The sequence below is a fragment of the Paenibacillus sp. V4I5 genome (assembly GCF_030817255.1).
In the GTDB taxonomy this organism is placed as follows: domain Bacteria; phylum Bacillota; class Bacilli; order Paenibacillales; family NBRC-103111; genus Paenibacillus_E.
In genome coordinates this window covers 2,618,030-2,641,348 of record NZ_JAUSZB010000002.1, presented here as the reverse complement: position 1 = coordinate 2,641,348, position 23,319 = coordinate 2,618,030, and the positions used below count along the sequence as shown (strand labels likewise).

The window sequence follows — 23,319 nt, the reverse complement described above, 5'->3', positions numbered from 1 at the left end:
AGTTAGATTAATGGTCAGGGTGTACCGTTACATTTTACCGGACGTAAGCGATCAGCTTTCCATATGGAAAGCAAAGGCGAAAAATATCCCAGATAGCGAGCTGCGTACTCAAGCACTAGCCAGCATCTCAACGAAACAATTTCATTGTCAAGGCGGCGCTGTTTATGCGGCTGCTAATTTGTCAATGCGTCATGTGCTCATCCCGCTCATTGTTGCGTTTCAAACGATTAGCGATTATCTGGATAATCTATGTGATCGCAGTACATCCTTGGATCCCCAAGATTTTCGTCAATTACACCAATCGATGTTGGATGCTGTTGATCCTTCTAAGCCTTTGAACGATTACTATGCATACAGACATGAGAAAGAGGACGGAAACTATTTAACAGAACTCGTCCAAAAGTGTCAGTCCTGTATTAGTCTGCTTCCGTCATATACACAAGTAGCCGATCAGGTGCGAGATTTCGTAGCTTTATACTGCGACTTACAAGTGTACAAGCATATTCGCAAGGATATGCGTGAGCCTGAGCTTCATCAGTGGTGGGATCAACATCATCATAGGTATAGCCAAATTTCTTGGAATGAATTTGCAGCAGCCACAGGTTCAACGTTAGGCATGTTTATGCTTTTCCTTGCAGCTTGTGATCCTCATTTGAGTGAAAAGCAGGTCGATTCTATACGGGAGGCTTATTTCCCCTATGTGTGCGGGCTGCATATTCTGCTTGATTATTTAATCGACCAGGAAGAAGATATCTTGGGTGGAGACCTGAACTTTTGCAGCTATTATGAATCCATGGAAACAACCGTTGAGAGAATTGCCTTTATCGTGCAAGAGGCTCGTAGCAAAATTTTGTTCTTGGAACATCCGCGATTTCATCGTATGATAATCGAAGGTTTGCTTGCGCTATATTTGTCGGATCCTAAGGTCAACGGCCAACAGCAAGTGAAGAAAATATCGAAGCGTCTTATGAAAAATAGTCCATTAACCCGGTTATTTTTCTGGCTAAATAGCATGTACATCCGTACGTCATCATGAATGACATTCAGAAGAATTTGAAGGAGGAAATGAAATGTCAGCAGTAAAATCAATTGCCGTTCTAACAAGCGGCGGAGACTCTCAGGGAATGAATGCGGCGGTCCGTGCGGTCGTAAGAAGCGCATTATTCCATGGTCTCGAAGTCTATGCCGTACAACGTGGATACCATGGTTTAATTAACGATGATATTCGCAAAATGGATTTGCGCAGCGTTGGAGATATCATTCAACGCGGGGGGACGATTCTACAAACGGCTCGATGCAAAGAGTTTTTATCGCCGGAAGGGCAACAAATTGGTGCCGAGAACTTGCGTAAACGCGGTATCGATGGGTTGGTCGTTATTGGAGGAGATGGGTCTTATCAAGGTGCCAATAAGTTAAGCAAATTGGGCATCAAAACGATGGGCCTGCCTGGTACAATTGATAATGACATCCCATTCACTGATTTTACAATCGGTTTTGATACAGCAGTGAGCATTGTTGTGGATGCGATTAACAAGCTTCGTGATACGATGACTTCACATGAACGTTCATCCGTTGTAGAAGTGATGGGACGTCACTGTGGGGAGATAGCTCTCTACGCTGGACTAGCTAGCGGTGCGGAAACGATTATCGTTCCTGAGGTTGAGGTCGACGTTAATGAAGTAGCTAACCGTATGAAGGATAACTTCTCCCATGGCAAACGTCACAGTATCATTCTCGTTGCTGAAGGAGCGGGAACCGGTGATGGGATTGCTAAGCAGATTACAGAGTATGTTGGTATTGAGCCTCGTGTAACGGTTCTTGGCCATATTCAACGCGGCGGAGCACCTACGCATAATGACCGAATCTTGGCAAGCCGTCTCGGTGATTTCGCTGTTCGTAAGCTCATGGAAGGCGATTCTTCCAAAGCATGCGGTGTTATCAAAGGTGAATTAGTAGCTACCGATATTGATTTAGTTGTCAATACGAAGCGTCCATTTAATACAGAACTTTATGAATTGGCAAGCCGTTTATCCCAGTGAATTCTACATGGGAACAAACGCTATTGACCTGACTCATATCTTCGTTTATAATATCGAACAATATACAAATCGACATTAGGTCTGTGAAGAGCATCCAACTCGGAGACGTTCATGATCGGTAAGGCGCAGAATACATCGCCTTGCTCTAAATAAACCGGCACCGCCCGTTATCGCGGAACCAAGCGGATGATGACATCATGATGTCGTCATCAAGTTGGGTGGCACCGCGAGCAGAACGCTCCTCGTCCCAATCGGACAGGGGCGTTCTTTGTCTTTTTCCTATAATAGAAAAGGAAGCGGTGAGTAGTATGCTGGATATCAAATGGATTCGTATGCATCGAGATCAAGTGAAGGAAGCGGCTCAAAATAAAGGTGTAGAATGTCCTCTCGATGAGCTGTTGAAGGTAGATGAGAAGAAAAGGCTGCTCCATCAACAAGTGGATCAACTGCGCTCAGAACGCAATCGTGCATCTGCTCAGATCGCGCAGTGTATGGCTGAGCGGAAAATGGGAGAAGCCGAGGTTTTGAAAGATCAGGTTCGCGGCTGGAACCGAACATTAACGGAGAATGAAGAGGGGCTTGCGAAACTGGAAGAGCGGTTTAAGGAGCTGATGCTTACTGTTCCGAATCTGGTTTCACCTGAAACTCCACTCGGGGTTACTGATCAAGATAATGTTGTACGGAAAGTAGTAGGTCAGCCTACCTCGTTTGAATTTGTGCCTCGTGATCATATGCAAATCGGTGAGGAATTGGATTTAATCGATTTCCCTCGTGGAGTTAAGGTGGCTGGAAGCAGGAATTACTACCTCAAAGGGATGGGGCTATACCTACACAGAGCTGTTCAACAGCTTGCTCTTGATCTGCTATCAGATCGAGGGTTCACGGTGATGGATGTCCCTCTGATGGTGCGGGAAGAGACGCTGCAGAATGCAGCCTTTTTCCCCGCTGGGAAGGATCAGACCTATGAATTGCAGGATGAAAAAAAATGGTTAGTTGGCACATCGGAAGGTCCATTGGTTTCGTATTATGCGGGTGAAATGATAGATTTATCAAAAGGGCCGATACAACTGGCAGCCGTATCGAATTGTTTCCGCAAAGAAGCTGGTTCGGCAGGCAGAGATGTACGCGGATTATATCGTGTTCATCAATTTGCTAAAGTTGAGCAGGTAATTCTTTGCGAGAATGATCCCGCCATAGCTGATCAGATGTTAGATCAAATTACACGGAATGCAGAAGATATTCTAGATTTACTTGAGCTTCCTTATCGCGTCGTTGCTGTATGTACAGGAGATATGGGCGCCAAAAACTACAAGCAGTATGACATTGAGACGTGGATGCCTAGCCGTAATGCTTATGGTGAAACGCACTCGTCGTCAAGCCTTCTTGACTTTCAAGCTCGTCGCAGCGGCTTACGTTATAGAGATGAGAACGGTGAGCTGCGTTATTGCTATACCCTTAACAATACGGCTGTCGCCTCACCAAGAATTCTAATTCCTTTACTAGAGAATCATCAGCAAGCAGATGGTTCGATCTATCTGCCAGCCGCTCTAAGACCTTATATGAGAGGGCTCACGGTCATACCGAACAAATAAAATAACGTACCACATCCCTAGGGGTTCCACTTTGGGGATGTGGTACGTTATCGTATGTTAATAACCTTCTGTTAAATCAACAACATTCATCATGTCGGTGCCATCTATAAAAGCTCTCACATTATGATAGAAAATGGCGGAAACTCGCTCTGCATAGTGAGCCGAAGATCCAGCGATATGTGGAGTCAGGATAACATTATTCATGTTCCACAGGGGAGAGGTTGACGGTAATGGCTCCTGCTCAAAAACATCGAGTGCAGCGCCTGCCAGCTGGCCTTCTTGCAGCGCAAGTATCAAATCCTCTTCTTCAATGACATCACCGCGAGCCAGATTGATTAAGAAAGCACTTGGTTTCATTAAGCGCAGATGTTCTTTGGTCAAGAAACCTCGCGTTTTAGCAGTACTAGGAAGTAGAAGAACGACGAAATCACTTTGTGTAAGCAAAGATTTTAAGCCTTCTTCTCCGCTGACCGTTGAATCGAAGGCAGGCCCAGGCGAACCGGAACGATTCAACCCAATGACAGTCATGTCAAAAGCCTTTGCTTTGCGAGCAACAGCTTCGCCGATTGCACCTGCACCAATAATGCCAATCGTTTTACCATAAAGCTCACCAAAACTAACTTGATTGTCCCAAACTTTACTTTGCTGACGCTCATGAAGAAGATTCGCTTTACGAACCCATTGCAGCATGAGACTTAGCGTAAACTCACTCATCTGGATTGTATGTACCCCACGGGCATTCGTCAGTATGACATTACGCCGCGCAAACTCTTGGAGAGGAAGCTTATCCACGCCGGCGGAAATGGTTTGCATCCATTTCAGTTTGGATGCCTGCTTGAGCGTATCCGGATTCATGCGGCCAGCTGTGATAATTACATCTGCATCTGCAATATGTTCCCCGGCTTCACTTGAAGATTTAAACCAATGAAATCGGCAGCGTTCCTTCAAGTCTTGCGGCATCTGCTCTTGCATGGTAGTCAAATCCATTCCAGTAATGGCGACAATTTTCATTCATTCCAACTCCTTTTAATGTCTGTGAGAAGACACCCCGAGAGCTCTTAGTGCCCTCAGGGTGTCTCCATGTTAGTATTTTACATTAGGTGTGTAGTTGTTATTGGCGTTCCATAGGAGGAACTCTTCAACACCGTTTTCTTTCAACGCACGTATTTGCTCTTCCACTTCATGTTTACCATACTTGATGTAACCAGGTATCCAAGAAGCGGTGAAATCTTGAATCCAAGGTCGAACGATCGGCTTCCAACCTTTCTTATCAATAGCTTCCAGCTTCTTGGTTGTATCCTTGGATGCTCCATCGATCGTGACAAAAGGCGCTGCATCTGGCACTTTGGAGCCAAACCAGCCTGTGCTGTAATGACTCGGATAGATCATGGGAGCGATGACATCGACATTCTGAGAGATTTTCTCGAAATCTTGACCAATGCCTTCGGCTGCCGGAACAGAGGCCGCATAGCCAAATATATCGACAGATACACGAACGCCAAGTGGCTGCAATTGTTCTTTGGCATATTTGACGAAGGAAGCGACAGTATCAATACGTGAACGTTCATCCTTTGTATATTTGAGAATGTCAGCTCTTTTCTCAAAACCTTCCGGGAATCGGACGTAGTCGAATTGAATTTCTTTAAATCCAGCTTTTACGGCTTCTTTTGCTACAGCGATATTGTAATCCCATACTTCTTTGTTATATGGATTTACAAAGCTATCCGGTGGGTTTTTACCGTTACCCCACAGAGTTCCATCTGGATTGACGAAAGACCATTCTGGTTTCTTTTTGGCAAGAATCGTGTCCTTGAATACAACGATACGAGCAATTGGATAAATGTTATGTTCGTTCAAGGTGGTCATTAAACCTGGCATATTACCAATAATTTTCTGAGTCGTGCCCATTGCATCAAGCTCGGTGTTCCCTGTTTCCCAAGTGATGTAGCCCCAATCATCTTTGACATCAATGACCAGTGAGTTCAGTTCTGTGTCGTCGAGCAGCTTCACAAGTGTATTGAGCCGAGATCCACCCGCACTATGAGCTGTGGCGTAAACACCTTTAATTGCCGGTGCGTCCTTCTGCGGATCCAATTTGTTTACAGGTGCTAAAGGATCTGTTTCTTGGGATGGTGTAGGTTGAACAATCGCCACTGCATTCTTCGCATTCAGAGAAGCTTGCACGAGCTGTTCAAAGCTGGCATCCGGGTTAGCGGCCGTTACATTACCCCAGATAAGGGCAAGTGAAGCAAGTAATATTTCCATGATGTATAAGTCCTCTCCAATCTTTGATTCTAGCTTTTATTATAAAGCAAGCATGAAACTACGCACAGAGGAAATTTGTTGAGGTTTGTAGAAAGAAGGTAGCCGTTGTTGAAACTTGATAAACAAATTATTTCGTTATCTGGTGTTAATTTTTTTTACTATGCTTCTAGTGCCATTTTATTGCCCTATTTACCTTTATATTTGCAAAGCAAGGGCTATTCAGCTAGCGAGATTGGACTCTTAATGATGATTGGTCCGTTCATCTCCATATTCGCACAGCCATTCTGGGGATATGTCAGCGACCGATTCAACTCGGTGAAGAATATCGTATTTTTACTTTGGAGCCTTTCCTTACTAGGAAGTTTTGGTCTGTTTTTAACAAAAGGCTTTGGGCTTACACTTGGATTTATTTTACTGCTTTATTTCTTCTTGCTGCCATCTGTTCCACTCATCGATAATTTGGTTGTCAAATCAACGGCGCAGCGTGGAATGTCTTATGGATCCGTCCGATTATGGGGTTCTATCGGATTCTCGGGTGTTGCTCTAATTTCGGGTCTTTTCCTCGAAGAATTAGGCGGGGTAGCCAACATACCTTATTTTTATTGGGCGTTGTGGATCTTCCCATTTTTACTGCTTGCTTTTATTAAAGACGAGAAGGGCAGCGGACAGCGTATAACATTAAGTGCGATCGGTACTATTTTCAAAAATAAAAACTTCTTATGGTTTATGGTCATGGTTCTGATGATATCAATTCCACATCGAATGAACGATGCACTATTAGGTTTATATCTGAATAAATTAGGTGCTACGGACTCTATGGTCAGCTGGGCATGGGCAATTGCGGCATGCACCGAAATTCCGGTATTTGCCTATATCAATCGGTACATACATCGCTATCACGAACTGACCATCTTAGGTCTTGTTTCGATTTTATATACGATACGTTGGTTACTCTACACGTTATTCAGCGATCCTTGGGTGCTAATTGGTTTGCAGACGACACATATGCTCACCTTTGCTGTTCTGTGGATCGTTGCGGTACAGTATGTTGTGCGTCTGCTTCCCGAGCAATTTGGCTCAACGGGTCAATCCATTCTTGCGATGGTGTTCATGGGCCTTGCCGGTATTATCGGTGGATCGGTAGGCGGATGGTTGAGTGAGCAGTGGGGAGGCGCAAGCATGTATGTGTTTGCGTCAGTTATGTCGGCAATAGCCGCAGGTATGTTTTTCGGTACACAAGTCGTAATGCGTAGAAGAAGCTAATCGCAAATAAAAACACCCGGTAGCAAAATTAGCCGGGTGTTTGGACTTATTTCTGAACTTGTCCTGATTCGGTATTCGTGACCTCTGCAGGATTAATCTCTTTACGGACCGGTACAGGTTGATCATCCGTAGCTGTATTACCGCCATTTCCATTCGTTGCATCTTTGAATTCACGAAACATTTTGCCAAAACCTCTGCCAAGCTCAGGCAGTTTATTAGGCCCAAACAAAAGAAGGGCAACAATTGCAATTAAGATGATGTGCCAAGGAGATAATGCTCCCATTCCAGACACCTCCATTAGTTTATCTTTAGTACTATTATATCATGTTCTTATCATAACCTATATACCCTAATTATTACAAACTCAATAACATTGTATGAATAAAGCGATAGCTGACCAGAAAAAGACGCCCCTTAATGATAAAGGGCGTCTTTATGATGTTCCGTAATACTGAACTGAATAATTTCCATAACATCTTCCGCTTCGAGCGCCTCAATACCAAAACGGAGGACGATCTCGGAGTCCAGCTCATAGCTGGTTAAGAAGGGGTACAACTCGGGTGTTAATTTCATTACAATCCTGGATAATTTGACTGTCTCCACAAGCATCACCCTTCCAATCAAAAGATTAGAATAAGAACTACGCCTGAACCACTCACGATGAAACCAGAACTATATGAAATTATTATCATTATAACACAATTCAACTTGGAATAAAGAGGCGGATGCACGATTATAGAGGTTTCTCACTTAAGCCTTGCGGAATTCTCCGACGACACCAACGGTTTCAACGATATTTACGAATGCTTTCGGGTCTATCTTCTTAATAATTCGCTTTAGCTCTACGAGTTCATAGCGCGTAGTGACGGTCATTAACATATCATGCTGCTGTTTCGTATAAGCGCCTTCCGTCTTAACTAAAGTTACTCCTCTAGGGAGTAGAAGGAGCTCGTTAAGCAGCTCTTCCTTTTGTTTTGTTACAATGAACGCTGTCACTTTGACATGGCGAATATGTATAGAATCTACAACTTTGCCACTGATATAAATGGCAAGCATCGAGTAAAGAGCTAGGTCCCAATTTTGCTTGAAATAGCCAAGTGCAACAATGACAACACCGTTCATTGATGAAAGAATGGTACCGAGAGGGAAATCGAATTTTCGGGTCAAAATCAAGCCAACGATATCAAAGCCTCCACTTGAGCCACCTATTCTTAAGGTGATACCGCTTCCTATACCAATAAGTACTCCCCCAAAGACTGCACCAAGAATGGGTTCCTGCGCGACATAGTTGGTAGGTATAATTTGCATTAACCATGCCGTTAATATGACCGATGCCACACTGATCATAATAAATCTGCGACCAATTGAAACCAATCCCCAAATCATCAATGGCAGGTTAAACAATAAATACAAGAAGCCAATGTTAAAATTCGTAAAATAACCAATAATCATGGCAAATCCAGAAACCCCGCCGCTAAGCAATTGGTGAGGAATGAGGAACATGTTGAAGCCGACCGCAACAAGCAGTGCGCCAACTAGAATAATGAAAGCATCTAGCGCCTTTTTCAAAAAAAATCACCTCTAAAATAGTATGCAGCATAAAGCAAGTATAATTCATTCTTATAAAACTTCAATCATAATTTACCTTAGTTCAATTAAATAACCTATAATGGAAGTAGATAACCCTTTACGGATGAAAAAAAGCTGTGTCCAATTCATGGACAACAGCTTTATAGAAGTAGTGATTAGCGTCTCTTGAAGGAGCCCGTCTTCTTAGATGTACTTGGCTTACTAACGGATGGCTTAGTTACCTTATTAGGTGTTGAGCCGTCGTTCCTACGTGTTGTGGAGCCGCTTCCTGAACTTGGGGTGCCTGTACCGCCATTGAAGGTGCCCGTTCGATCAGAAGTTGTTGGTTTCTTATCCTTTGATACATCCGTAGTTGGTGTAGTCGCCTTACCGCCACCTGTGTTATAAGTCGGTGTCCGGGTATAGCCTCTATAGTCGTAAGGCCGTTTGCTATTGTACCATCCCCCACCGAATAAGGATTGAAGCAGGGTGGCTGTCAAATAACCTTGCAAGAACGAGGAGTCGTAATGTGATTTGGCATATTCAATACTATCGATTTGAACAAGTGTGTTTTTACTCTCACTAGGGTCCTTTTGGACGTTAATGACCTTATCATTATAAACAAGGAACATTTGATCGTCAGAATCCTTGCTCTTTTCCTTCGGTGACTCTTTCGCAGCTAATTCAGCTGATACAGTTGGGACGCTTTTGTTTTCTACTAAATAAACCTTGGAGAGATTGCTCCCTTTGCCGTCAACACTAACTAACGGATACTGATCTTTGATATAACGTCCGGCATCAGCGCCACACGCGGTAAGAAGGGCGATGATCAATAAGAAAGAAACCCATGAAGTCCATCTTTTCACTTTTCAGTAATCCCTCCTTTCCAAACATTTCTAATGATAACATAGGTTGTCTAGGGCGTCGATTTTAAAAATTTAATCTGATTGCCCGGTGTGCGCTCTCCTTCAAGAGCAATAAATTTGCCATCCTGCCATTGGAGAAAGAAGAATCTATGGTCCGGTCCAAAATATCTCCAAAAGATGATATCGTCTCCGCTGCGGAAATCGGTGTTTCCTTCAGTCCGAGTGACATCATTGCGATGAAACTCCAATTCGAAGGTAACATCTTCGTCAAGCTCTAAACGAGTAGGGACATCATTCGGGTCATCTAATGCGCCTTCCACAAAGCTGCAAAGGAAACAGTCATAGGTTCGCCCTTTTTCCACAATCAAACACTGAATATTTTTGCCGTTTTGTAAATAATAAGCGTAACGATGTGGAGCAAACCCGCGGTCAAAATAAATGACCTTGCCGGAAACAACATACTCCTCTAAGTCTACATTAACAATATCCCCAACTCGGGCATCTTCAAGTGGATTACCTATAGGTGTTGTTGTTGGTTCTTGTTTTTGACTACGCAGGATGCTGCTGACTCGTTTAAATATGGACATTGCAAACTCTCCTCTATTCCGTTTATTGTGCTACCTTGTAATACGTTTAGCTTATGCGTTAGGTTTCGTTCGCATTATGTAAGACGCTACTGGAAATGTGTGTATGACTTGTGCTATAATATTTTAGATGTTCTTAAGGGCGGCCAGTTGGATCATGGAAGATGATAAATCGAAAGTGTATTCCACCAATAAAACTATAGACACGGATAGGAAGTCGTACTTAAGGGTAAAAAAGATACAAGGCATTAGCCTGCCCTGTACAAAAGGAGATTGAATATATTTGAAAACATTTCAAGAGTTTGGTTTAGAGCCAACGATTTTACGCGCTATTACCGAGATGGGCTTTGAAGAGTCCACACCGATCCAAGAAAAAACGATTCCGTTGGCTATGGAAGGCCGGGATTTAATCGGGCAAGCGCAAACAGGAACGGGTAAAACAGCTGCTTTCGGTATTCCGCTTATTCACAAAATCAATATGAAAGAAGAGCGCATTTCTGCTCTTATCATGTGTCCTACACGGGAACTTGCCATCCAGGTTGCGGAAGAGATTGAGAAACTCGGTCGTTTCAAAGGCATTCGTTCCTTGCCCATCTATGGTGGACAGGATATCGTTAAACAAATTCGTGCATTGAAGAAAAAACCGCAAATCATTATCGGTACACCGGGACGTCTACTTGACCACATTAACCGTAAAACAATCAAATTAGACGATGTGCAAACAGTGGTTTTGGATGAAGCGGATGAAATGCTTGACATGGGCTTCATGGATGATATCCAGTCCATTTTGAAATTAGTACCAGAAGAGCGTCACACGATGTTGTTCTCTGCAACAATGCCATCCAATATTCAAAAATTGGCACAACAGTTTCTTCGTAACCCTGAGCACGTATCGGTTATCCCGAAACAAGTTAGTGCACCATTGATTGACCAAGCTTATATCGAATTGCACGAAAAACAAAAATTCGAAGCGCTTAGCCGTTTGATCGACATGGAAGCTCCAGATCTTGCCATCATCTTCGGTCGTACAAAACGCCGGGTTGATGAATTGGCAGAAGCTCTTCAAAAAAGAGGCTATGCAGCTGAAGGTCTTCATGGTGACTTATCCCAAAATCAACGCGATAATGTCATGAGAAAATTCCGTGACGGCAGCATTGATGTACTTGTAGCAACAGACGTTGCCGCGCGTGGTCTAGATGTATCCGGCGTTACGCATGTAATTAACTTTGACCTTCCGCAAGATCCAGAAAGCTATGTTCACCGTATTGGTCGTACAGGCCGCGCTGGTAAAGAAGGTACAGCTTGGACTTTCGTAACACCTAGAGAGATCGATCACCTGCACTTTATCGAGAAAGTTACACGCCACAAAATTAATAAAAAACCATTACCTAGCTTGGCTGAAGCCATTGAAGGTAAACAAAAAATGACAGCTGAGCGTATTCTTGATGTGCTTCAAAATGATGCTCAAGCAGAATTCAAAGGCCTAGCTATTCAAATGTTAGAACAATATGATTCCGTAAATCTCCTTGCTGCAGCTATGAAGCTTCTGACAGGCGACAAAAAGGAAACGAATATTGAGTTAACACCAGAGGATCCAATTCGTGCAAGAAAGAAAAAATTCGATGTACGCAGCTCAGGTAGACGAGTTGGCGGCGGCTATGGCTCAAGTTCAGGATCAGGAGATCGTCGTCAAGGTGGCGGATACAGCTCCGGTGCTGGTTCCAGCAGCAGCTCGAACTCCCGTTACCCGCGTAAAGATAGCAGAGATTACGGTTCAAACAGAGAAGGTGGAAGCAGTTCATCTTCCAGAAACCGTGAATACGGAAGCAACAATTCCGGGAACCGCGATCGTTCCAGAGCTCCTCGTAAGAGCGAAGATACATTAGTGAATAAATAAGGGTTAAAACCCAAAAAAAGAAAGGCGGAGATCCTGAAGGATCTTCGCCTTTTTACCTTGCGTATATGGTTTACAGTACGAAAGAGCTAGTAATGATAACGAGCAAGATGAAGAGAACCAAAATGGCACCTGCGGATGTTCCAACTGGATGAGACATCATATCAACCTCCTGAAAAATTTTTGGGTGTAGTTCTTATTGACAATACTATACTATGTAAAAGAACCTAGATCGACTAGACGTCTACCTATATGTTGAAAAATAGGCTATAATTAAACCAATGTAAAAAGTAAGACAGCTTAAGATGTATGCGTTTTAACAATCAACGTAGAAAGTTTCCGGAAGGAAACGCTAAGGAGGAAGCAGTTTTGGAGTTTAGAGGAGTTATGGGAGGACTGTACAGAATATCGGAGTGGATTATGCGGTTGTCAGTCATTAATCTGCTTTGGATGCTATGTTCGATTCCGGTTTTCTTTTTTGCTTTTATGGGCTTGGTGAGTCCATCCGTTGATGCATTGAAGGCATCACTACCCATTATCGCCATTTTGGCACCGTTTACTTTATTTCCTGCAACTTCCGCGATGTTTGCTGTAGCTCGGAAATGGGTTACTGGAGAAGAAGATGTACCACTTTTGAAAACATATTTCCGCGGATATAAAGAAAACTACCTGCAGAGCATGGTAGGTGGTATTTTCTTCGTCATCATTTTCGTGATCATTGCGGTGAACTACTTCTTTTATTTGAAACAGGGGAGTTCACTGAAACTATTGGCCGTATTGTTTATCGCTTTCACGGTCATTATTATCATTTCTTTGTTCAATTTCTTCTCGATTATGGTTCATTTGCATATGAAGATTTTTCAAATTTTGAAGAATGCTATATTGATTACCATTGGCAATCCAATCAATTCGATTGTTCTGCTGCTTTGCAACGGAGCCATCCTTTACATTTGTATGACCAAATTTAATTTCTTCCTTGTCGTTTTCTTTATGGGAAGTATTATGGCGACCTTCTCGTTCTGGCAGTTTAACCGCAGCTTCACCAAACTCCAAACGAAGCAGCAAGAACTAGAAGAGAAGGAACAACAGAGGCTTGCTGAAGCGCAAGAAGAGGAAGCACAAAGCGAAGCAGAAGCTGTAACTGAAAGTGAAGAAGAAAGTAAGACAGAAATTAGCTTGCATAAAAAAGATGAGAATGAAAAGACTAGAGACTAAACCTACCAGTTGATAATCAACCGGTACGGCACTATAATAAGAACTACAAAAGAATCCTGCGATGTACGTAACGGTTTTAAGTTGTTTTAAACCAATGACTGTTTCTAGGGAGACCTACATTGAAGTGTGGCTGACATGCCCTCGAAAGGGGACCTCAAATACACCTCTGCGGACACCCACCTGCGAGAGCGGGTTTGAAGCACCAAAACCGGACGGCATAGGCGGGTTTTTTTGTATTAAAAAGAGGTTGATCAGGTAGATTCCTGATTCAACCTCTTTTTATTTTATTTTATTTTCAATGACCAGCCAAATCACTTAGCTGATGGAATGTATTCTGCAGAGTTCCGTAAAGACCGCGATATATTTGATAATAGGCTTCATACTGTTTTTGATTATCCATAATTGGCTCTACACGATCGGTGACATGAATCCATTTCTCACAGAGAGTAGTTATATCCTCTTGGAGTACGCCGGAAGCAGCCATAATAGCAGCGCCATACGCAGGGCCGTCTGTGGAATTAACAGTGACCACAGGGATACCGAAGATATCAGCAATCATTTGACGCCAGAACGGACTTCTGGCACCGCCGCCATTCACGCGAAGCTCGGTAACTTCAATGCCGGACTCGCGGATTAGCTGCAGCGAATCGCGGAGCCCGAAGGTAATGCCTTCGAGAACGGCACGGGTGAGATGTGCTTTCTCGTGCCGTAGGTTTAAACCGATGAAGGCGCCGCGAGCCTTCGGATCGGGGTGTGGCGTCCGCTCACCGGATAAGTAAGGCAAGAAGAGCAAGCCTTCGCTCCCGAGGGGAGCTGTGGCGGCTGTAGACGTCAGGATCTCGTAGACGTCTTTGCCTTCCTGCTGCGCACGCTCAAGCTCCTCGTGCGCAAAGTGGTTGCGCCACCACTGGAACGAGCCGCCAGCGGCCAGCATGACCCCCATGCGGTGCCATTTTCCAGGCACACCGTGACAGAAGGAATGAAGCCGATAAGCTTCATCGACTTGGTAGGTGTCGTCGTGAACGAAGACGACACCGGACGTGCCGAGCGCCACAGAGGCGATGCCTTGGCGTACGACGCCAACACCTACGGCGCCGCAAGCTTGATCGCCGCCTCCAGCTACGATAGGCGTGCCTGCGGCTAGGCCGGTTAGGGTGGCCGCTTCAGGCAGCAGGTGTCCGACCACATCGCCGGACTCATAGAGCGGCGGCAGCCATTCCATAGGAATGTCCAGCCGCTCAGTGACGGTCTGCGACCAGCTGCGGTGCGCGACGTCCAGCAGCAGGGTGCCGCTTGCGTCGGCCATGTCCATGCCGAACGCTCCCGTCAGGCGCAGCCTGACATAGTCCTTCGGCAGCAGCAGATGCCGAACGCGCGCGTAATGCTCCGGCTCATGCTGCCGGAGCCAAATGACCTTGGGCGCGGTGAAGCCGGTCAGCGCCCGGTTGCCCGTTAGTCGTCCGAGTTCGGCTTCGCCGACGGTCGACTCGATGTAAGCGCACTGCTCCGCGGTGCGCTGATCACACCAAAGCAGCGCAGGCCGGATGACCTGCTGCGCCTCGTCCAGGAATACCGACCCGTGCATCTGGCCGGAGAAGCCAATGCCAGCGACGGCTTCGCCAGCGACGCTTGTTTTCTCTAAGAGAGCGCGGATACCCTTGACTGTGGCGTTCCACCAATCCTCAGGATGCTGCTCTGCCCATCCCGGATGGGGCTGTTGAAGCGGATATTCAACGCTATGGCTGCCAATCACCTGACCGGTGTCATCCACTAGAATGCATTTAACTGCAGAAGTTCCTAAATCTAAGCCCATGAAATACGACACGAAGATTCACCCTTTGTTGGTTAGTTGTTGTATTTTAGTAGTTTCCTCTATATTCTTTGTTTGTTTAATAAATATACAAAGATTATTGTTATTATATTCGCACGTTATAACAGAAATCCTGCTTATGGCGATATTTATTTCCATAGTAAATTCATTTCATGCCACTGGATGCTAGCATGCTGAGAATTTGATGGAGCTACATAAAGAAATCCATTTCTTTCGTAGAATGAAATTAAATGCTCTTCACACATCAAAACAATGCCTTTTAAATCATCTTTTCTGGCTACTTCGATGATACGTTGCAGAAGTTCAGTGGCAACCCCGCGTCGTTGGTAGGACGGATGTACGGCTATAGTTAATACACAGAGGTATTGTCCTTCCTCAGCGTGCTGTGTCTCTTTCTTGATACTGTCATCAGCCAGTTCTTTATTATGTATCTTAACGCTATTGGTTACGCCGATAATTTGATGGTCAAGCTCATTTTCTGCTACAAGAAAATAGGATCCATACACATGCTTTCTCATCTGAAAAGCTTCTAATGAGGCAGCCGCCTCCTTTGAGAAAACAGCAGTTTCGATCTCATAAGCCTTCCTAATATCTGTATCGCTTTCAGCTGGGCGAATCAGCATGATCGTTGAATACCTCCTTGTTTATAACGCCAGTCCTAAGTTGGATAATAAAATATGGAATATTAATGTTAAATCTGGGAGCAATCCTTCCGATTTTTATTTCCCCTCTTTTTCTTAAGCCTAAACAATGGTAAGATAGAGAGCAGTGTAGAAATGGCAAGTGGTCTATATGCACTTCATTGAAGGGGGAAAAGGCTTTTGCTTAAGAGAACTTTAATCGGATTAATTCGCAGTCATGAAACGACCGGAGATAAAGCCAAAGATCCTTTGCTTAAAACAAGATATTACAAGCTTCCGAAAGAACAAGTATGGGAAGAAGTCACAGCCGTTCTGAAAAAAACGCCGGGATATAAACTTCTCCACGAAGTTCAAAATGTAGGTGAAATTCTTGCGGAACGTAAAACAGTGACTGGACGAACACAGGATGTTACGTTAACGCTATTTGGGATTAATCCCGTGAAAACAGCGGTAGACATTTATTCAGCATCCCGAGGCTCAATGGGGGATCTGGGTTCCAATTACCGTACTATTATAGATATTTATAAACAATTAGACAGAAAACTTGCTTCATATAAGATTGATGGATGAGAAAACTCTTATCGAGGCCATTCAATGATGAGCGACCGCGGTTAGATGAAAGTTGTATCGCTAATAAGAAAGTGGTTTTCGGAAAACGAAAACTAGCCTTACTTATGTGGAAACAAAAACAGCAGGGAAGCTAGGCCTCCTTGCTGTTTTATTTTGTGCGTATTAAACTAATTTTTTGACAGCTTCTACGGCTGTTTCATAATTAGGGTGAGCCGTCATTTCGCTCAGGTACTCAACGTATTGAACGGTATCATTCGCATCGATGACAAAAATGGAACGCATATCAAGTTGAAGCTCTTTGATCAATACGCCATAAGCTTCGCCGAAGGATTTTGTTTTGTAATCGGACAAAGTGATTACTTTATCAATACCTGCCGCACCACACCAACGGGATTGTGCAAAAGGAAGATCAACACTGATGGTCAGAACAGCAACATTGTCGCCCAGACCTGCTGCTTCTTCATTGAAGCGGCGTGTTTGTGCGTCACAAACGCCTGTATCCAAAGATGGAACAACGCTGATCAGCTTTACTTTACCTGCATAATCTGCGAGGGAAACTTGAGTCATCAAATCTTTGTTAACCGTGAAGTTAGGTGCTTTATCACCCACTTTAATTTCAGGTCCTACTAAAGTAATCGGATTGCCTTTAATGGTAGCAACACCAGTACGTTCTTGTGCCATTTGAATTGTTTCCTCCTTTATTTTCCATGCTAAATAACAACTTATTTATTATAAGCTTTTTCAACTTAGGTTGTCCAATCGTTATAGTAAGGCTATAATTTAAATGTTTAAAGATCGCATAAGCTCGTAATCATGTAAGAAAAGTCGGGGGATTTATCCAAGTGGAATTAAGACAATTGCAGTACTTTGTAAAAGTAGCAAGAAAGCAGCATGTAACCCAAGCAGCAGAAGAAATGCATGTGGCACAGTCAGCCGTTAGCCGGCAGATTCATCTTTTAGAGGAAGAGCTGGGCATTAATTTGTTTGTGCAAAAAGGTCGTAATCTTCATCTTACGTCAGTAGGTCATTTATTCTTAAGCAGGGTCGAGGGGATACTAACGGACTTGGAACGCGCTGTTGGCGAAATACATGAATTTCTTGACCCGGAAGCCGGGGAAATTCGCATTGGGTTTCCACATAGCCTTGTCATCAATTTGCTCCCTGCTGTCGTTGCAGCCTTTAAAAAAGATCATCCTAACGTTAAATTTCGGCTTCGTCAAGGGACCTATACATCCTTAATCCGAGATGTTTCTAAGGGAGAGATAGATCTGGCTTTCATTTCGCCATTTCCAGAATCCCATGAACATGTTACGGGTGAAATCTTGCTAACTGAAGAGCTGTATGCGATTATTCCCTCCAACCATATCCTTGCTGATTACACATCCATACGACTGGAGCAGTTAAAGAATGAGCCATTCGTTATGTTTAGTGAAGAATATACGCTGCGTACGATTGTGATGGAGGCGTGCTTGAAAGCGGGCTTCGTTCCGAAGATTGAGTTCGAAGGTGAAGAAACAGATACCATTCGTGGATTAGTAGCCGCGGGTATGGGGGTGAGCTTGCTTCCGTCCATGGCTTTAATGGAAAGCGGTCAAATGCAACCGGTCAAAATTCGCGTGACCGATCCTGTGGTCACTAGAACTGTCGGTTTAATTCGCCGAAAAGGTGAAAAGCTACCTTTGGTAGCTGAAGTTTTCAGACGGTTTCTATGTGAATATTTTCAATGAAAAAAAGCTCATCCTGTGGGTGTGAATGACACCTTACAAGATGAGCTTTTATGTTGTTTAGTCGTCACTATTACGACCATTAAATATCATGATATATTTCAGAAGTTCAAGAACGGAGATTAAAGCTGCTGCAACATACGTAAGAGCGGCTGCATTCAATACTTTGGCCACCCCGCGTTCTTCTTCATTAGAGATGAAGCCTTCAGCGATCATTAAATCTCGGGCTCTTGAGCTGGCGTTAAATTCTACTGGTAATGTAACTAATTGAAAAGCAACGGCTGCTGCGAAAAAGATAATACCAAGACCGAGTAGGTATGGGATCTGTTGGAAGAAGAAACCGGCTAGTATGAGCAAGGGAGCTACACCGGAAGCGATATTAACAACCGGGAACATGCGGTGCCTTGCTACAAGCATTGGATAGTGAACTTGGTGTTGAATGGCATGACCTACCTCGTGACAGGCCACAGCAACAGCAGATATAGAGCTTTGGTAGTAGACGGGTTCAGATAAACGTACTACTCTGGCTAGCGGATCATAGTGATCGGATAGGGTGCCGGGTACAGCTTCAACAGGGACATCATATAGTCCATTAGCATCAAGCATGCGCCTTGCCGCCTGAGCCCCCGTCATTCCTGAGTAAATTGGAACTTTGGACCATTTGTTGAATGTTCCCCGAACACGAAACGAGGCCCACAACGAAAGTCCGAATGCAATTATTATTAGAAAATCCATGGGATGAAAAAAGAACATTTGACATTCCTCCGTATTTCGTTATGAGAACGGATTTTTACCTAGAAGAACAATTAGCGCTTCAATACAGGCCGCGGTTGGCTGAGTAAGAATACGGGAAAGCTTCTTCATTTGATTTGGTTTCAACTGTTGGATGATGGGTCCCAGCTCTTTAGCTTCTTTCATTAACTGCTCTAGATGAATCTGGATAGATGTCAGCTTATCTCTCACTGTATCATCTGGCGACACTTTACTCCATTGTTGTAAATTCGCTTTGATTTCCTCTAAGGTATATTTCTCGTTCTTCATAGATTCAATACGTTTAAGTCGATTTAAAGTTTCAGCACTATAAAGGCGGTAATTCGTATCTGATCTTTTCTCGGGTTCGATCAAGCTCAGCTTGGTGTAGTAATCAATGGTTCGAGAACTGACATCGGCAAGTTTGGCTAGTTCCCCGATTTTATAAAGCTTCTCATTCCCCATAAAAAGTTCACCTCTACTCCAATGTTATGTATGAATTCTACTATATATTAATGATACCTGATTACAAACCGTACAGTCAAACGTATTACTTATCAAAGCTGACATTGAATTAAGGGTAGGAATCGTAATATTTGGCTCGATCTATGAACGAAAACACGAATTATGCCTCTTCGATGTGAGGTTATTTTTCGCTTTTTTCAATTTTTTAAAGAGAATCCTATTGTCAAACCCATTTAACCTGTATATAATGACATTAAGAGTTTCATTACATGTTACTTAATATAACATTAAAAGGAAGTGGTCGTATGGTTAAGAAATTGTTGTTAGCTTTCGGCGTTATGGCATTATTATTCCCTACTCTCGCATTTGCTGCGGACGATGCAACAGTACCCCAACTTCAAAGTGCAATTAATGCGGTTTGGATTATGTTGGCAGCTATTTTGGTCATCTTCATGCAAGCTGGTTTTGCTTTATTAGAAGCGGGGTCTACTAGAATGAAAAATGCCGGTCACGTAGCCGGTAAAACAATTTTAACTTTCGGTTTATGCGCCATTGCTTTCTGGGCTGTAGGTTTCGGTTTCGCCTTCGGTGACGGAAATGCGTTCTTCGGAACAACGGGCTTCTTCGTTACTGGCTTAGAAGATCAAGCTACAGCGGCATTCGCTTCCCTTTCGTACTCTGATGTACCTATTGGTATTAAATTCTTGTTCCAACTTGCTTTTGCTGGCGTATCCTTAGCGATTGCATGGGGTGGATTTGCAGAAAGAGCAAAGCTTCCTGTTTACTTTATCTTCGGAATTTTATTCACTGTCATCATTTATCCAATTGTTGCTCACTGGGTATGGGGCGGCGGCTGGTTGAGTAAACTTGGCATGCAAGATTTCGCGGGTTCCACGGTTGTTCACTTACAAGGTGCAACAGCAGCGCTTGTAGCTACCATCTTGTTAAAACCTCGTATTGGCAAATATAATAAAGATAAAACGCCAAACTTGATTCCTGGTCACAACCAAGTGTTATCCGTCCTCGGTGTTATCATTCTTTGGATCGGTTGGTTCGGGTTTAACCCAGGTAGTACACTAAGTGCAATGGGTGATGGGTTCTTTGGTTATATTGCTCTTACAACGAACATGGCTGCTGCGGCAGGTGGAGTTGCGGCTCTAATCATTTCTTGGATGTACTTCGGAAAAGCAGATATTCCTAGTATGTTAAACGGTGTTCTTGCAGCGCTTGTTGCGATTACAGCAGCTTGTGCATTCGTTGATACATGGGCTGCCATCGTCATTGGTGCGGTAGCTGGTATTGTTACATTCTTCACAGCACAATGGTTTGAAAGAGCTGGAATCGACGATCCGATCTACGCTTTCTCCGTTCATGGTATCGCAGGTATTTGGGGTACTCTTTCCACTGGTTTGTTCGCTACACCTGAGCTTTCAGCGAAGGTTGGTGTTGGTGGTGCAGGATTATTCTACGGCGGTGGTTTACACCAATTGGGCATTCAGGCATTGGGCTTAGCTGGAGCATTCGCATTCGTACTTGTTCTTTCTTTCATTATCCTAGGTATACTTAAAGCTACAATTGGTCTTCGTGTTACAGAAGAAGAAGAAATTATCGGTCTGGATTTGTCTGAACATGGTTCTTACGGATATCCAGAACAAATGAAAAAAGCAGCTCAAAACGGCATGTCCGGTTAATACAACATACACTTTCTACTAGGCAAAGGGGATGCAACATGAATCATCTCTCAATGGAACAGATCCTGGAACGCATCTATCAATCGGAACAGTTCGATGAGATGCGAATAACCAGAGATCAGGTGCATGAGATGTTTCGGGAGCATCTCCTTTTCTCTCATTCAACTGAAATTGGGCAAAAAGTAAATCAAATACACGATGCTTTCATTCACAGAACGATAGAACTTGCAGAACATATGTTGGAGGATGAAGGGTATGGGAAACCGCCTGTTCCATATGCATTTATTTTGCTGGGTAGTGGAGGAAGACGTGAACAAACGCTGTGGAGCGATCAAGATAACGGACTTATATATGAAGAAAGTGAAGATCACACAGAGGAACAATTAGATGACTATTTTATCAAACTTGTAGATTGTATCCTTCGTGGGCTTGATATTTTAGGCTATCCGCCTTGTGAAGGCAATGTGATCTCGAGTAACAAGCAATGGCGAAAGCCATTATCCATGTATATTGAGATGATGACAGCATGGTTTATGGAGCCGAATTGGGAAAATGCTCGATATTTACTCATACTGGCTGACATGCGCTGTATCTTCGGTTCTAAAGCTTTGGTAGATCGGCTCAAAAGCGAGTTTCTTGCTTATGTTAAGGAACATCCTAGTGTCTTGAAGTATTTGTTATCCAATACACTCCATCATCGAATAACAATGGGTATATTCGGGCATCTGATTACAGAAAGATATGGGGAGGATGCAGGTGGGTTTGATATTAAATATGGTGCCTATATTCCTATCGTAAATGGGATTCGACTCCTTGCTATTGAAGCAGGGATCATGCACTCATCTACGTTGGAGAGAATTAGATTGCTGCAGGAAGCTTCCTTCATTCCTATGCAATTAGCAGTTGAATGGCAGGCTGCTTTTGGAGTTGCGCTTAAGCTTAGAGATTTGACACCTTATCAACTCGACGATGAGATGTATACGACAAGAGGTAAACTAAACGCTAATCAGTTGACCAAGGAGATAAAGCAAGAATTAAAACATTGCCTGCGTACTGGGATGGGATTACAAAAATATGTTAGAAAATCCATTAGTTCACATATAGAGACGGGAAAAGATTTGAAATAACGGAGTTTATGTCAGGGATAGGGAGTGGTGATTCGAGATGAAAGACATGCGTACAGCTGGGCGAATGTGGCATTTGTACAAAATGGGTGGTCTTACACCAGCTCTTACGTCTATGTTTGATGTGCAAAGTGCTCAGCAGATGGCTTTTATTCGCTCCATGTTAAAGGAACAAAGGAAAGATTCCCTTTTTGAGATACCGCTTCACTCGATGGAAATCGTTGTTTTTGATCTGGAAACGACGGGCTTCTCTCCATATAACGGTGATGAAATTATTTCGTTCGGTGGCGTCTCTGTCATTGGCGGTGAAGTGCAAAGTAATCATACCTTCTATAGTATGGTAAATCCAAAGCGTAAGATTCCAGATGAGATTGTTGAGCTTACCGGCATTACGAACGAAATGGCTGCTGAAGCACCTGAATTAATAGGAGTGTTAAGTGACTTCTTGGAGTTTGTTGGGCAAAGAATATTGGTTGCTCATGCAACAGGGCACGATAAAAACTTCTTGAATTCGGCCCTATGGCGCACGTCCAAAGTGAGCTTATCACATCGTGTTCTCGATATCATGATGATCGCCAAATGGCTAATGCCAAAGAGGAAAAATTTGAGTTTAGACTCTCTGCTTCATGCTTATGATATTCCGGTAACGAATCGTCACCATGCGCTTGAGGATTCCCTTATGACTGCGCAGCTGTGGTCTAGATTCATGGAAGAAATAAAATCAAGGAATGTAGATACCTTAGGTGATTTGTACGCCTTATTAAGCCATCACTGACCGATGACAAACGCAAGTTTGTGATAAGAGGTCTGGGGGGCTTTTTTTATTTGGTAAAGCTGTAGTTCAGGGTGTTGCGGTTGCTGGAAGGATAAGATCCAATAGGTAGGAATCGAATGCCAGAGTGTTTGTAGATCCTGTTCCGAGGGGAGCGGAGGTGCCGTCGGATGCGAATGGAAAAGGCCAATTATAGGATTATTCCTGTCCATTAGATAAGGAAGCATGTCTGCAGGATCTATTTGGAAATGATTCAGTGGGTTACTTGCGCTATTCCGTAAAGGAATGAAGGTGCGAGCTTGCAGTTCCGCATTCTTCTCATGGGATTGTCCACCGAGAATGAAGCCGCATGCTTCTTCAGGAAGGCGTTGCAAGCTGTGGATGATAAGATCTTCGTATAGTTCTTCATTTATATGGACAATCACCCTCAATCCGCCCCTCCTAATCAATGTGCATGTTAGAAT

The 23,319-nt window shown here is 43.6% G+C and carries 24 protein-coding genes and 1 other RNA gene; 12 read left to right on the top strand and 13 right to left on the bottom strand.

Annotated elements, in window-relative coordinates; genetic code table 11:
• Positions 1 to 10 precede the first annotated feature (10 nt).
• The 3 genes from QFZ78_RS13895 (at position 11) to serS (ending at position 3,631) form a co-directional block, all read left to right on the top strand.
• Positions 11 to 1,036 carry a tetraprenyl-beta-curcumene synthase family protein gene (locus QFZ78_RS13895; RefSeq protein WP_307555667.1) on the top strand — a complete coding sequence of 342 codons (1,026 nt, stop codon included), beginning with the start codon at positions 11 to 13 and terminating at the stop codon, positions 1,034 to 1,036.
• A 34-nt stretch (positions 1,037 to 1,070) separates the two neighbouring features.
• Complete coding sequence (gene pfkA, locus QFZ78_RS13890) at positions 1,071 to 2,039, top strand: 6-phosphofructokinase (protein ID WP_307548302.1); 969 nt, start codon at positions 1,071 to 1,073, stop codon at positions 2,037 to 2,039.
• A 308-nt stretch (positions 2,040 to 2,347) separates the two neighbouring features.
• Complete coding sequence (gene serS, locus QFZ78_RS13885) at positions 2,348 to 3,631, top strand: serine--tRNA ligase (protein ID WP_307548301.1); 1,284 nt, start codon at positions 2,348 to 2,350, stop codon at positions 3,629 to 3,631.
• Between the two features lie 57 nt (positions 3,632 to 3,688).
• Here serS and QFZ78_RS13880 read toward each other — a convergent pair whose 3' ends face one another.
• Both QFZ78_RS13880 and QFZ78_RS13875 read right to left on the bottom strand, forming a co-directional pair.
• Positions 3,689 to 4,642 carry a D-2-hydroxyacid dehydrogenase gene (locus QFZ78_RS13880; RefSeq protein WP_307548299.1) on the bottom strand — a complete coding sequence of 318 codons (954 nt, stop codon included), beginning with the start codon at positions 4,640 to 4,642 and terminating at the stop codon, positions 3,689 to 3,691.
• 72 nt (positions 4,643 to 4,714) lie between these two features.
• Positions 4,715 to 5,896 carry a putative glycoside hydrolase gene (locus QFZ78_RS13875; RefSeq protein ID WP_307548297.1) on the bottom strand — a complete coding sequence of 394 codons (1,182 nt, stop codon included), beginning with the start codon at positions 5,894 to 5,896 and terminating at the stop codon, positions 4,715 to 4,717.
• A gap of 108 nt (positions 5,897 to 6,004) precedes the next feature.
• Between QFZ78_RS13875 and QFZ78_RS13870 the strand changes: the two genes are divergently transcribed.
• The gene (locus tag QFZ78_RS13870; RefSeq protein ID WP_307548295.1) at positions 6,005 to 7,159 is read left to right on the top strand and encodes an MFS transporter; all 1,155 of its coding nucleotides are present in this window, start codon (positions 6,005 to 6,007) and stop codon (positions 7,157 to 7,159) included.
• Between the two features lie 46 nt (positions 7,160 to 7,205).
• Here QFZ78_RS13870 and QFZ78_RS13865 read toward each other — a convergent pair whose 3' ends face one another.
• The 5 genes from QFZ78_RS13865 to QFZ78_RS13845 form a co-directional block, all read right to left on the bottom strand.
• Positions 7,206 to 7,442 (bottom strand): Sec-independent protein translocase subunit TatA/TatB, encoded by a 237-nt coding sequence (locus QFZ78_RS13865; RefSeq protein WP_057306978.1) that lies wholly within the window; start codon positions 7,440 to 7,442, stop codon positions 7,206 to 7,208.
• A 131-nt stretch (positions 7,443 to 7,573) separates the two neighbouring features.
• On the bottom strand, positions 7,574 to 7,768 hold the full coding sequence (locus tag QFZ78_RS13860) for a hypothetical protein (RefSeq protein WP_029193437.1): 195 nt from the start codon (positions 7,766 to 7,768) through the stop codon (positions 7,574 to 7,576).
• Positions 7,769 to 7,909: 141 nt separating this feature from the next.
• Positions 7,910 to 8,728: a YitT family protein gene (locus tag QFZ78_RS13855; RefSeq protein WP_307548293.1), complete on the bottom strand. Its 819-nt coding sequence runs from the start codon at positions 8,726 to 8,728 to the stop codon at positions 7,910 to 7,912.
• 176 nt (positions 8,729 to 8,904) lie between these two features.
• Positions 8,905 to 9,594 carry a DUF4247 domain-containing protein gene (locus tag QFZ78_RS13850; RefSeq protein WP_307548291.1) on the bottom strand — a complete coding sequence of 230 codons (690 nt, stop codon included), beginning with the start codon at positions 9,592 to 9,594 and terminating at the stop codon, positions 8,905 to 8,907.
• A 50-nt stretch (positions 9,595 to 9,644) separates the two neighbouring features.
• Complete coding sequence (locus tag QFZ78_RS13845; protein ID WP_307548290.1) at positions 9,645 to 10,181, bottom strand: DUF4178 domain-containing protein; 537 nt, start codon at positions 10,179 to 10,181, stop codon at positions 9,645 to 9,647.
• 280 nt (positions 10,182 to 10,461) lie between these two features.
• On the opposite strand from QFZ78_RS13845, the gene cshA reads away from it, so the two are divergent.
• The 3 genes from cshA (at position 10,462) to ssrS (ending at position 13,519) form a co-directional block, all read left to right on the top strand.
• Complete coding sequence (gene cshA / locus QFZ78_RS13840; protein WP_307548289.1) at positions 10,462 to 12,075, top strand: degradosome RNA helicase CshA; 1,614 nt, start codon at positions 10,462 to 10,464, stop codon at positions 12,073 to 12,075.
• Between the two features lie 366 nt (positions 12,076 to 12,441).
• The gene (locus tag QFZ78_RS13835; RefSeq protein ID WP_307548287.1) at positions 12,442 to 13,287 is read left to right on the top strand and encodes a YesL family protein; all 846 of its coding nucleotides are present in this window, start codon (positions 12,442 to 12,444) and stop codon (positions 13,285 to 13,287) included.
• A gap of 50 nt (positions 13,288 to 13,337) precedes the next feature.
• A non-coding RNA gene (gene ssrS, locus QFZ78_RS13830) (6S RNA) lies at positions 13,338 to 13,519 on the top strand.
• 63 nt (positions 13,520 to 13,582) lie between these two features.
• On the opposite strand, the gene xylB is transcribed toward ssrS, so the two are convergent.
• Together xylB and QFZ78_RS13820 are read right to left on the bottom strand one after the other, a co-directional pair.
• Positions 13,583 to 15,100, bottom strand: a complete 1,518-nt coding sequence (gene xylB, locus QFZ78_RS13825; RefSeq protein ID WP_307555665.1) for a xylulokinase — start codon at positions 15,098 to 15,100, stop codon at positions 13,583 to 13,585.
• A gap of 146 nt (positions 15,101 to 15,246) precedes the next feature.
• On the bottom strand, positions 15,247 to 15,741 hold the full coding sequence (locus QFZ78_RS13820; RefSeq protein WP_307548286.1) for a GNAT family N-acetyltransferase: 495 nt from the start codon (positions 15,739 to 15,741) through the stop codon (positions 15,247 to 15,249).
• Positions 15,742 to 15,939: 198 nt separating this feature from the next.
• Here QFZ78_RS13820 and QFZ78_RS13815 point away from each other — a divergent pair, with 198 nt between their 5' ends.
• Positions 15,940 to 16,329 carry a DUF1499 domain-containing protein gene (locus QFZ78_RS13815; RefSeq protein WP_307548284.1) on the top strand — a complete coding sequence of 130 codons (390 nt, stop codon included), beginning with the start codon at positions 15,940 to 15,942 and terminating at the stop codon, positions 16,327 to 16,329.
• Between the two features lie 162 nt (positions 16,330 to 16,491).
• On the opposite strand, the gene tpx is transcribed toward QFZ78_RS13815, so the two are convergent.
• Complete coding sequence (gene tpx / locus QFZ78_RS13810) at positions 16,492 to 17,010, bottom strand: thiol peroxidase (protein WP_307548282.1); 519 nt, start codon at positions 17,008 to 17,010, stop codon at positions 16,492 to 16,494.
• Positions 17,011 to 17,171: 161 nt separating this feature from the next.
• Between tpx and gltC the strand changes: the two genes are divergently transcribed.
• Entirely contained in the window at positions 17,172 to 18,056 is an 885-nt protein-coding gene (gene gltC / locus QFZ78_RS13805; protein WP_307548280.1) for a glutamate biosynthesis transcriptional regulator GltC, read from the top strand.
• A 57-nt stretch (positions 18,057 to 18,113) separates the two neighbouring features.
• On the opposite strand, the gene QFZ78_RS13800 is transcribed toward gltC, so the two are convergent.
• Both QFZ78_RS13800 and QFZ78_RS13795 read right to left on the bottom strand, forming a co-directional pair.
• Positions 18,114 to 18,806: a zinc metallopeptidase gene (locus tag QFZ78_RS13800; protein ID WP_307548278.1), complete on the bottom strand. Its 693-nt coding sequence runs from the start codon at positions 18,804 to 18,806 to the stop codon at positions 18,114 to 18,116.
• A 21-nt stretch (positions 18,807 to 18,827) separates the two neighbouring features.
• Positions 18,828 to 19,268 carry a MerR family transcriptional regulator gene (locus tag QFZ78_RS13795; RefSeq protein WP_307548277.1) on the bottom strand — a complete coding sequence of 147 codons (441 nt, stop codon included), beginning with the start codon at positions 19,266 to 19,268 and terminating at the stop codon, positions 18,828 to 18,830.
• 305 nt (positions 19,269 to 19,573) lie between these two features.
• Here QFZ78_RS13795 and QFZ78_RS13790 point away from each other — a divergent pair, with 305 nt between their 5' ends.
• From QFZ78_RS13790 to QFZ78_RS13780, 3 genes are read left to right on the top strand one after another with little or no spacing between them, the layout of a single operon-like run.
• Positions 19,574 to 20,959 (top strand): ammonium transporter, encoded by a 1,386-nt coding sequence (locus tag QFZ78_RS13790; protein WP_307548275.1) that lies wholly within the window; start codon positions 19,574 to 19,576, stop codon positions 20,957 to 20,959.
• A gap of 38 nt (positions 20,960 to 20,997) precedes the next feature.
• Positions 20,998 to 22,086, top strand: coding sequence for a DUF294 nucleotidyltransferase-like domain-containing protein (locus tag QFZ78_RS13785; protein ID WP_307548273.1), 1,089 nt, complete (start codon positions 20,998 to 21,000; stop codon positions 22,084 to 22,086).
• A 37-nt stretch (positions 22,087 to 22,123) separates the two neighbouring features.
• Positions 22,124 to 22,858 carry an exonuclease domain-containing protein gene (locus QFZ78_RS13780; RefSeq protein ID WP_307548271.1) on the top strand — a complete coding sequence of 245 codons (735 nt, stop codon included), beginning with the start codon at positions 22,124 to 22,126 and terminating at the stop codon, positions 22,856 to 22,858.
• Here the strand turns inward: QFZ78_RS13780 and QFZ78_RS13775 are convergent.
• Positions 22,852 to 23,280, bottom strand: coding sequence for a M67 family metallopeptidase (locus QFZ78_RS13775; RefSeq protein WP_307555663.1), 429 nt, complete (start codon positions 23,278 to 23,280; stop codon positions 22,852 to 22,854). The genes QFZ78_RS13780 and QFZ78_RS13775 overlap by 7 nt on opposite strands.
• Positions 23,281 to 23,319 lie beyond the last annotated feature (39 nt).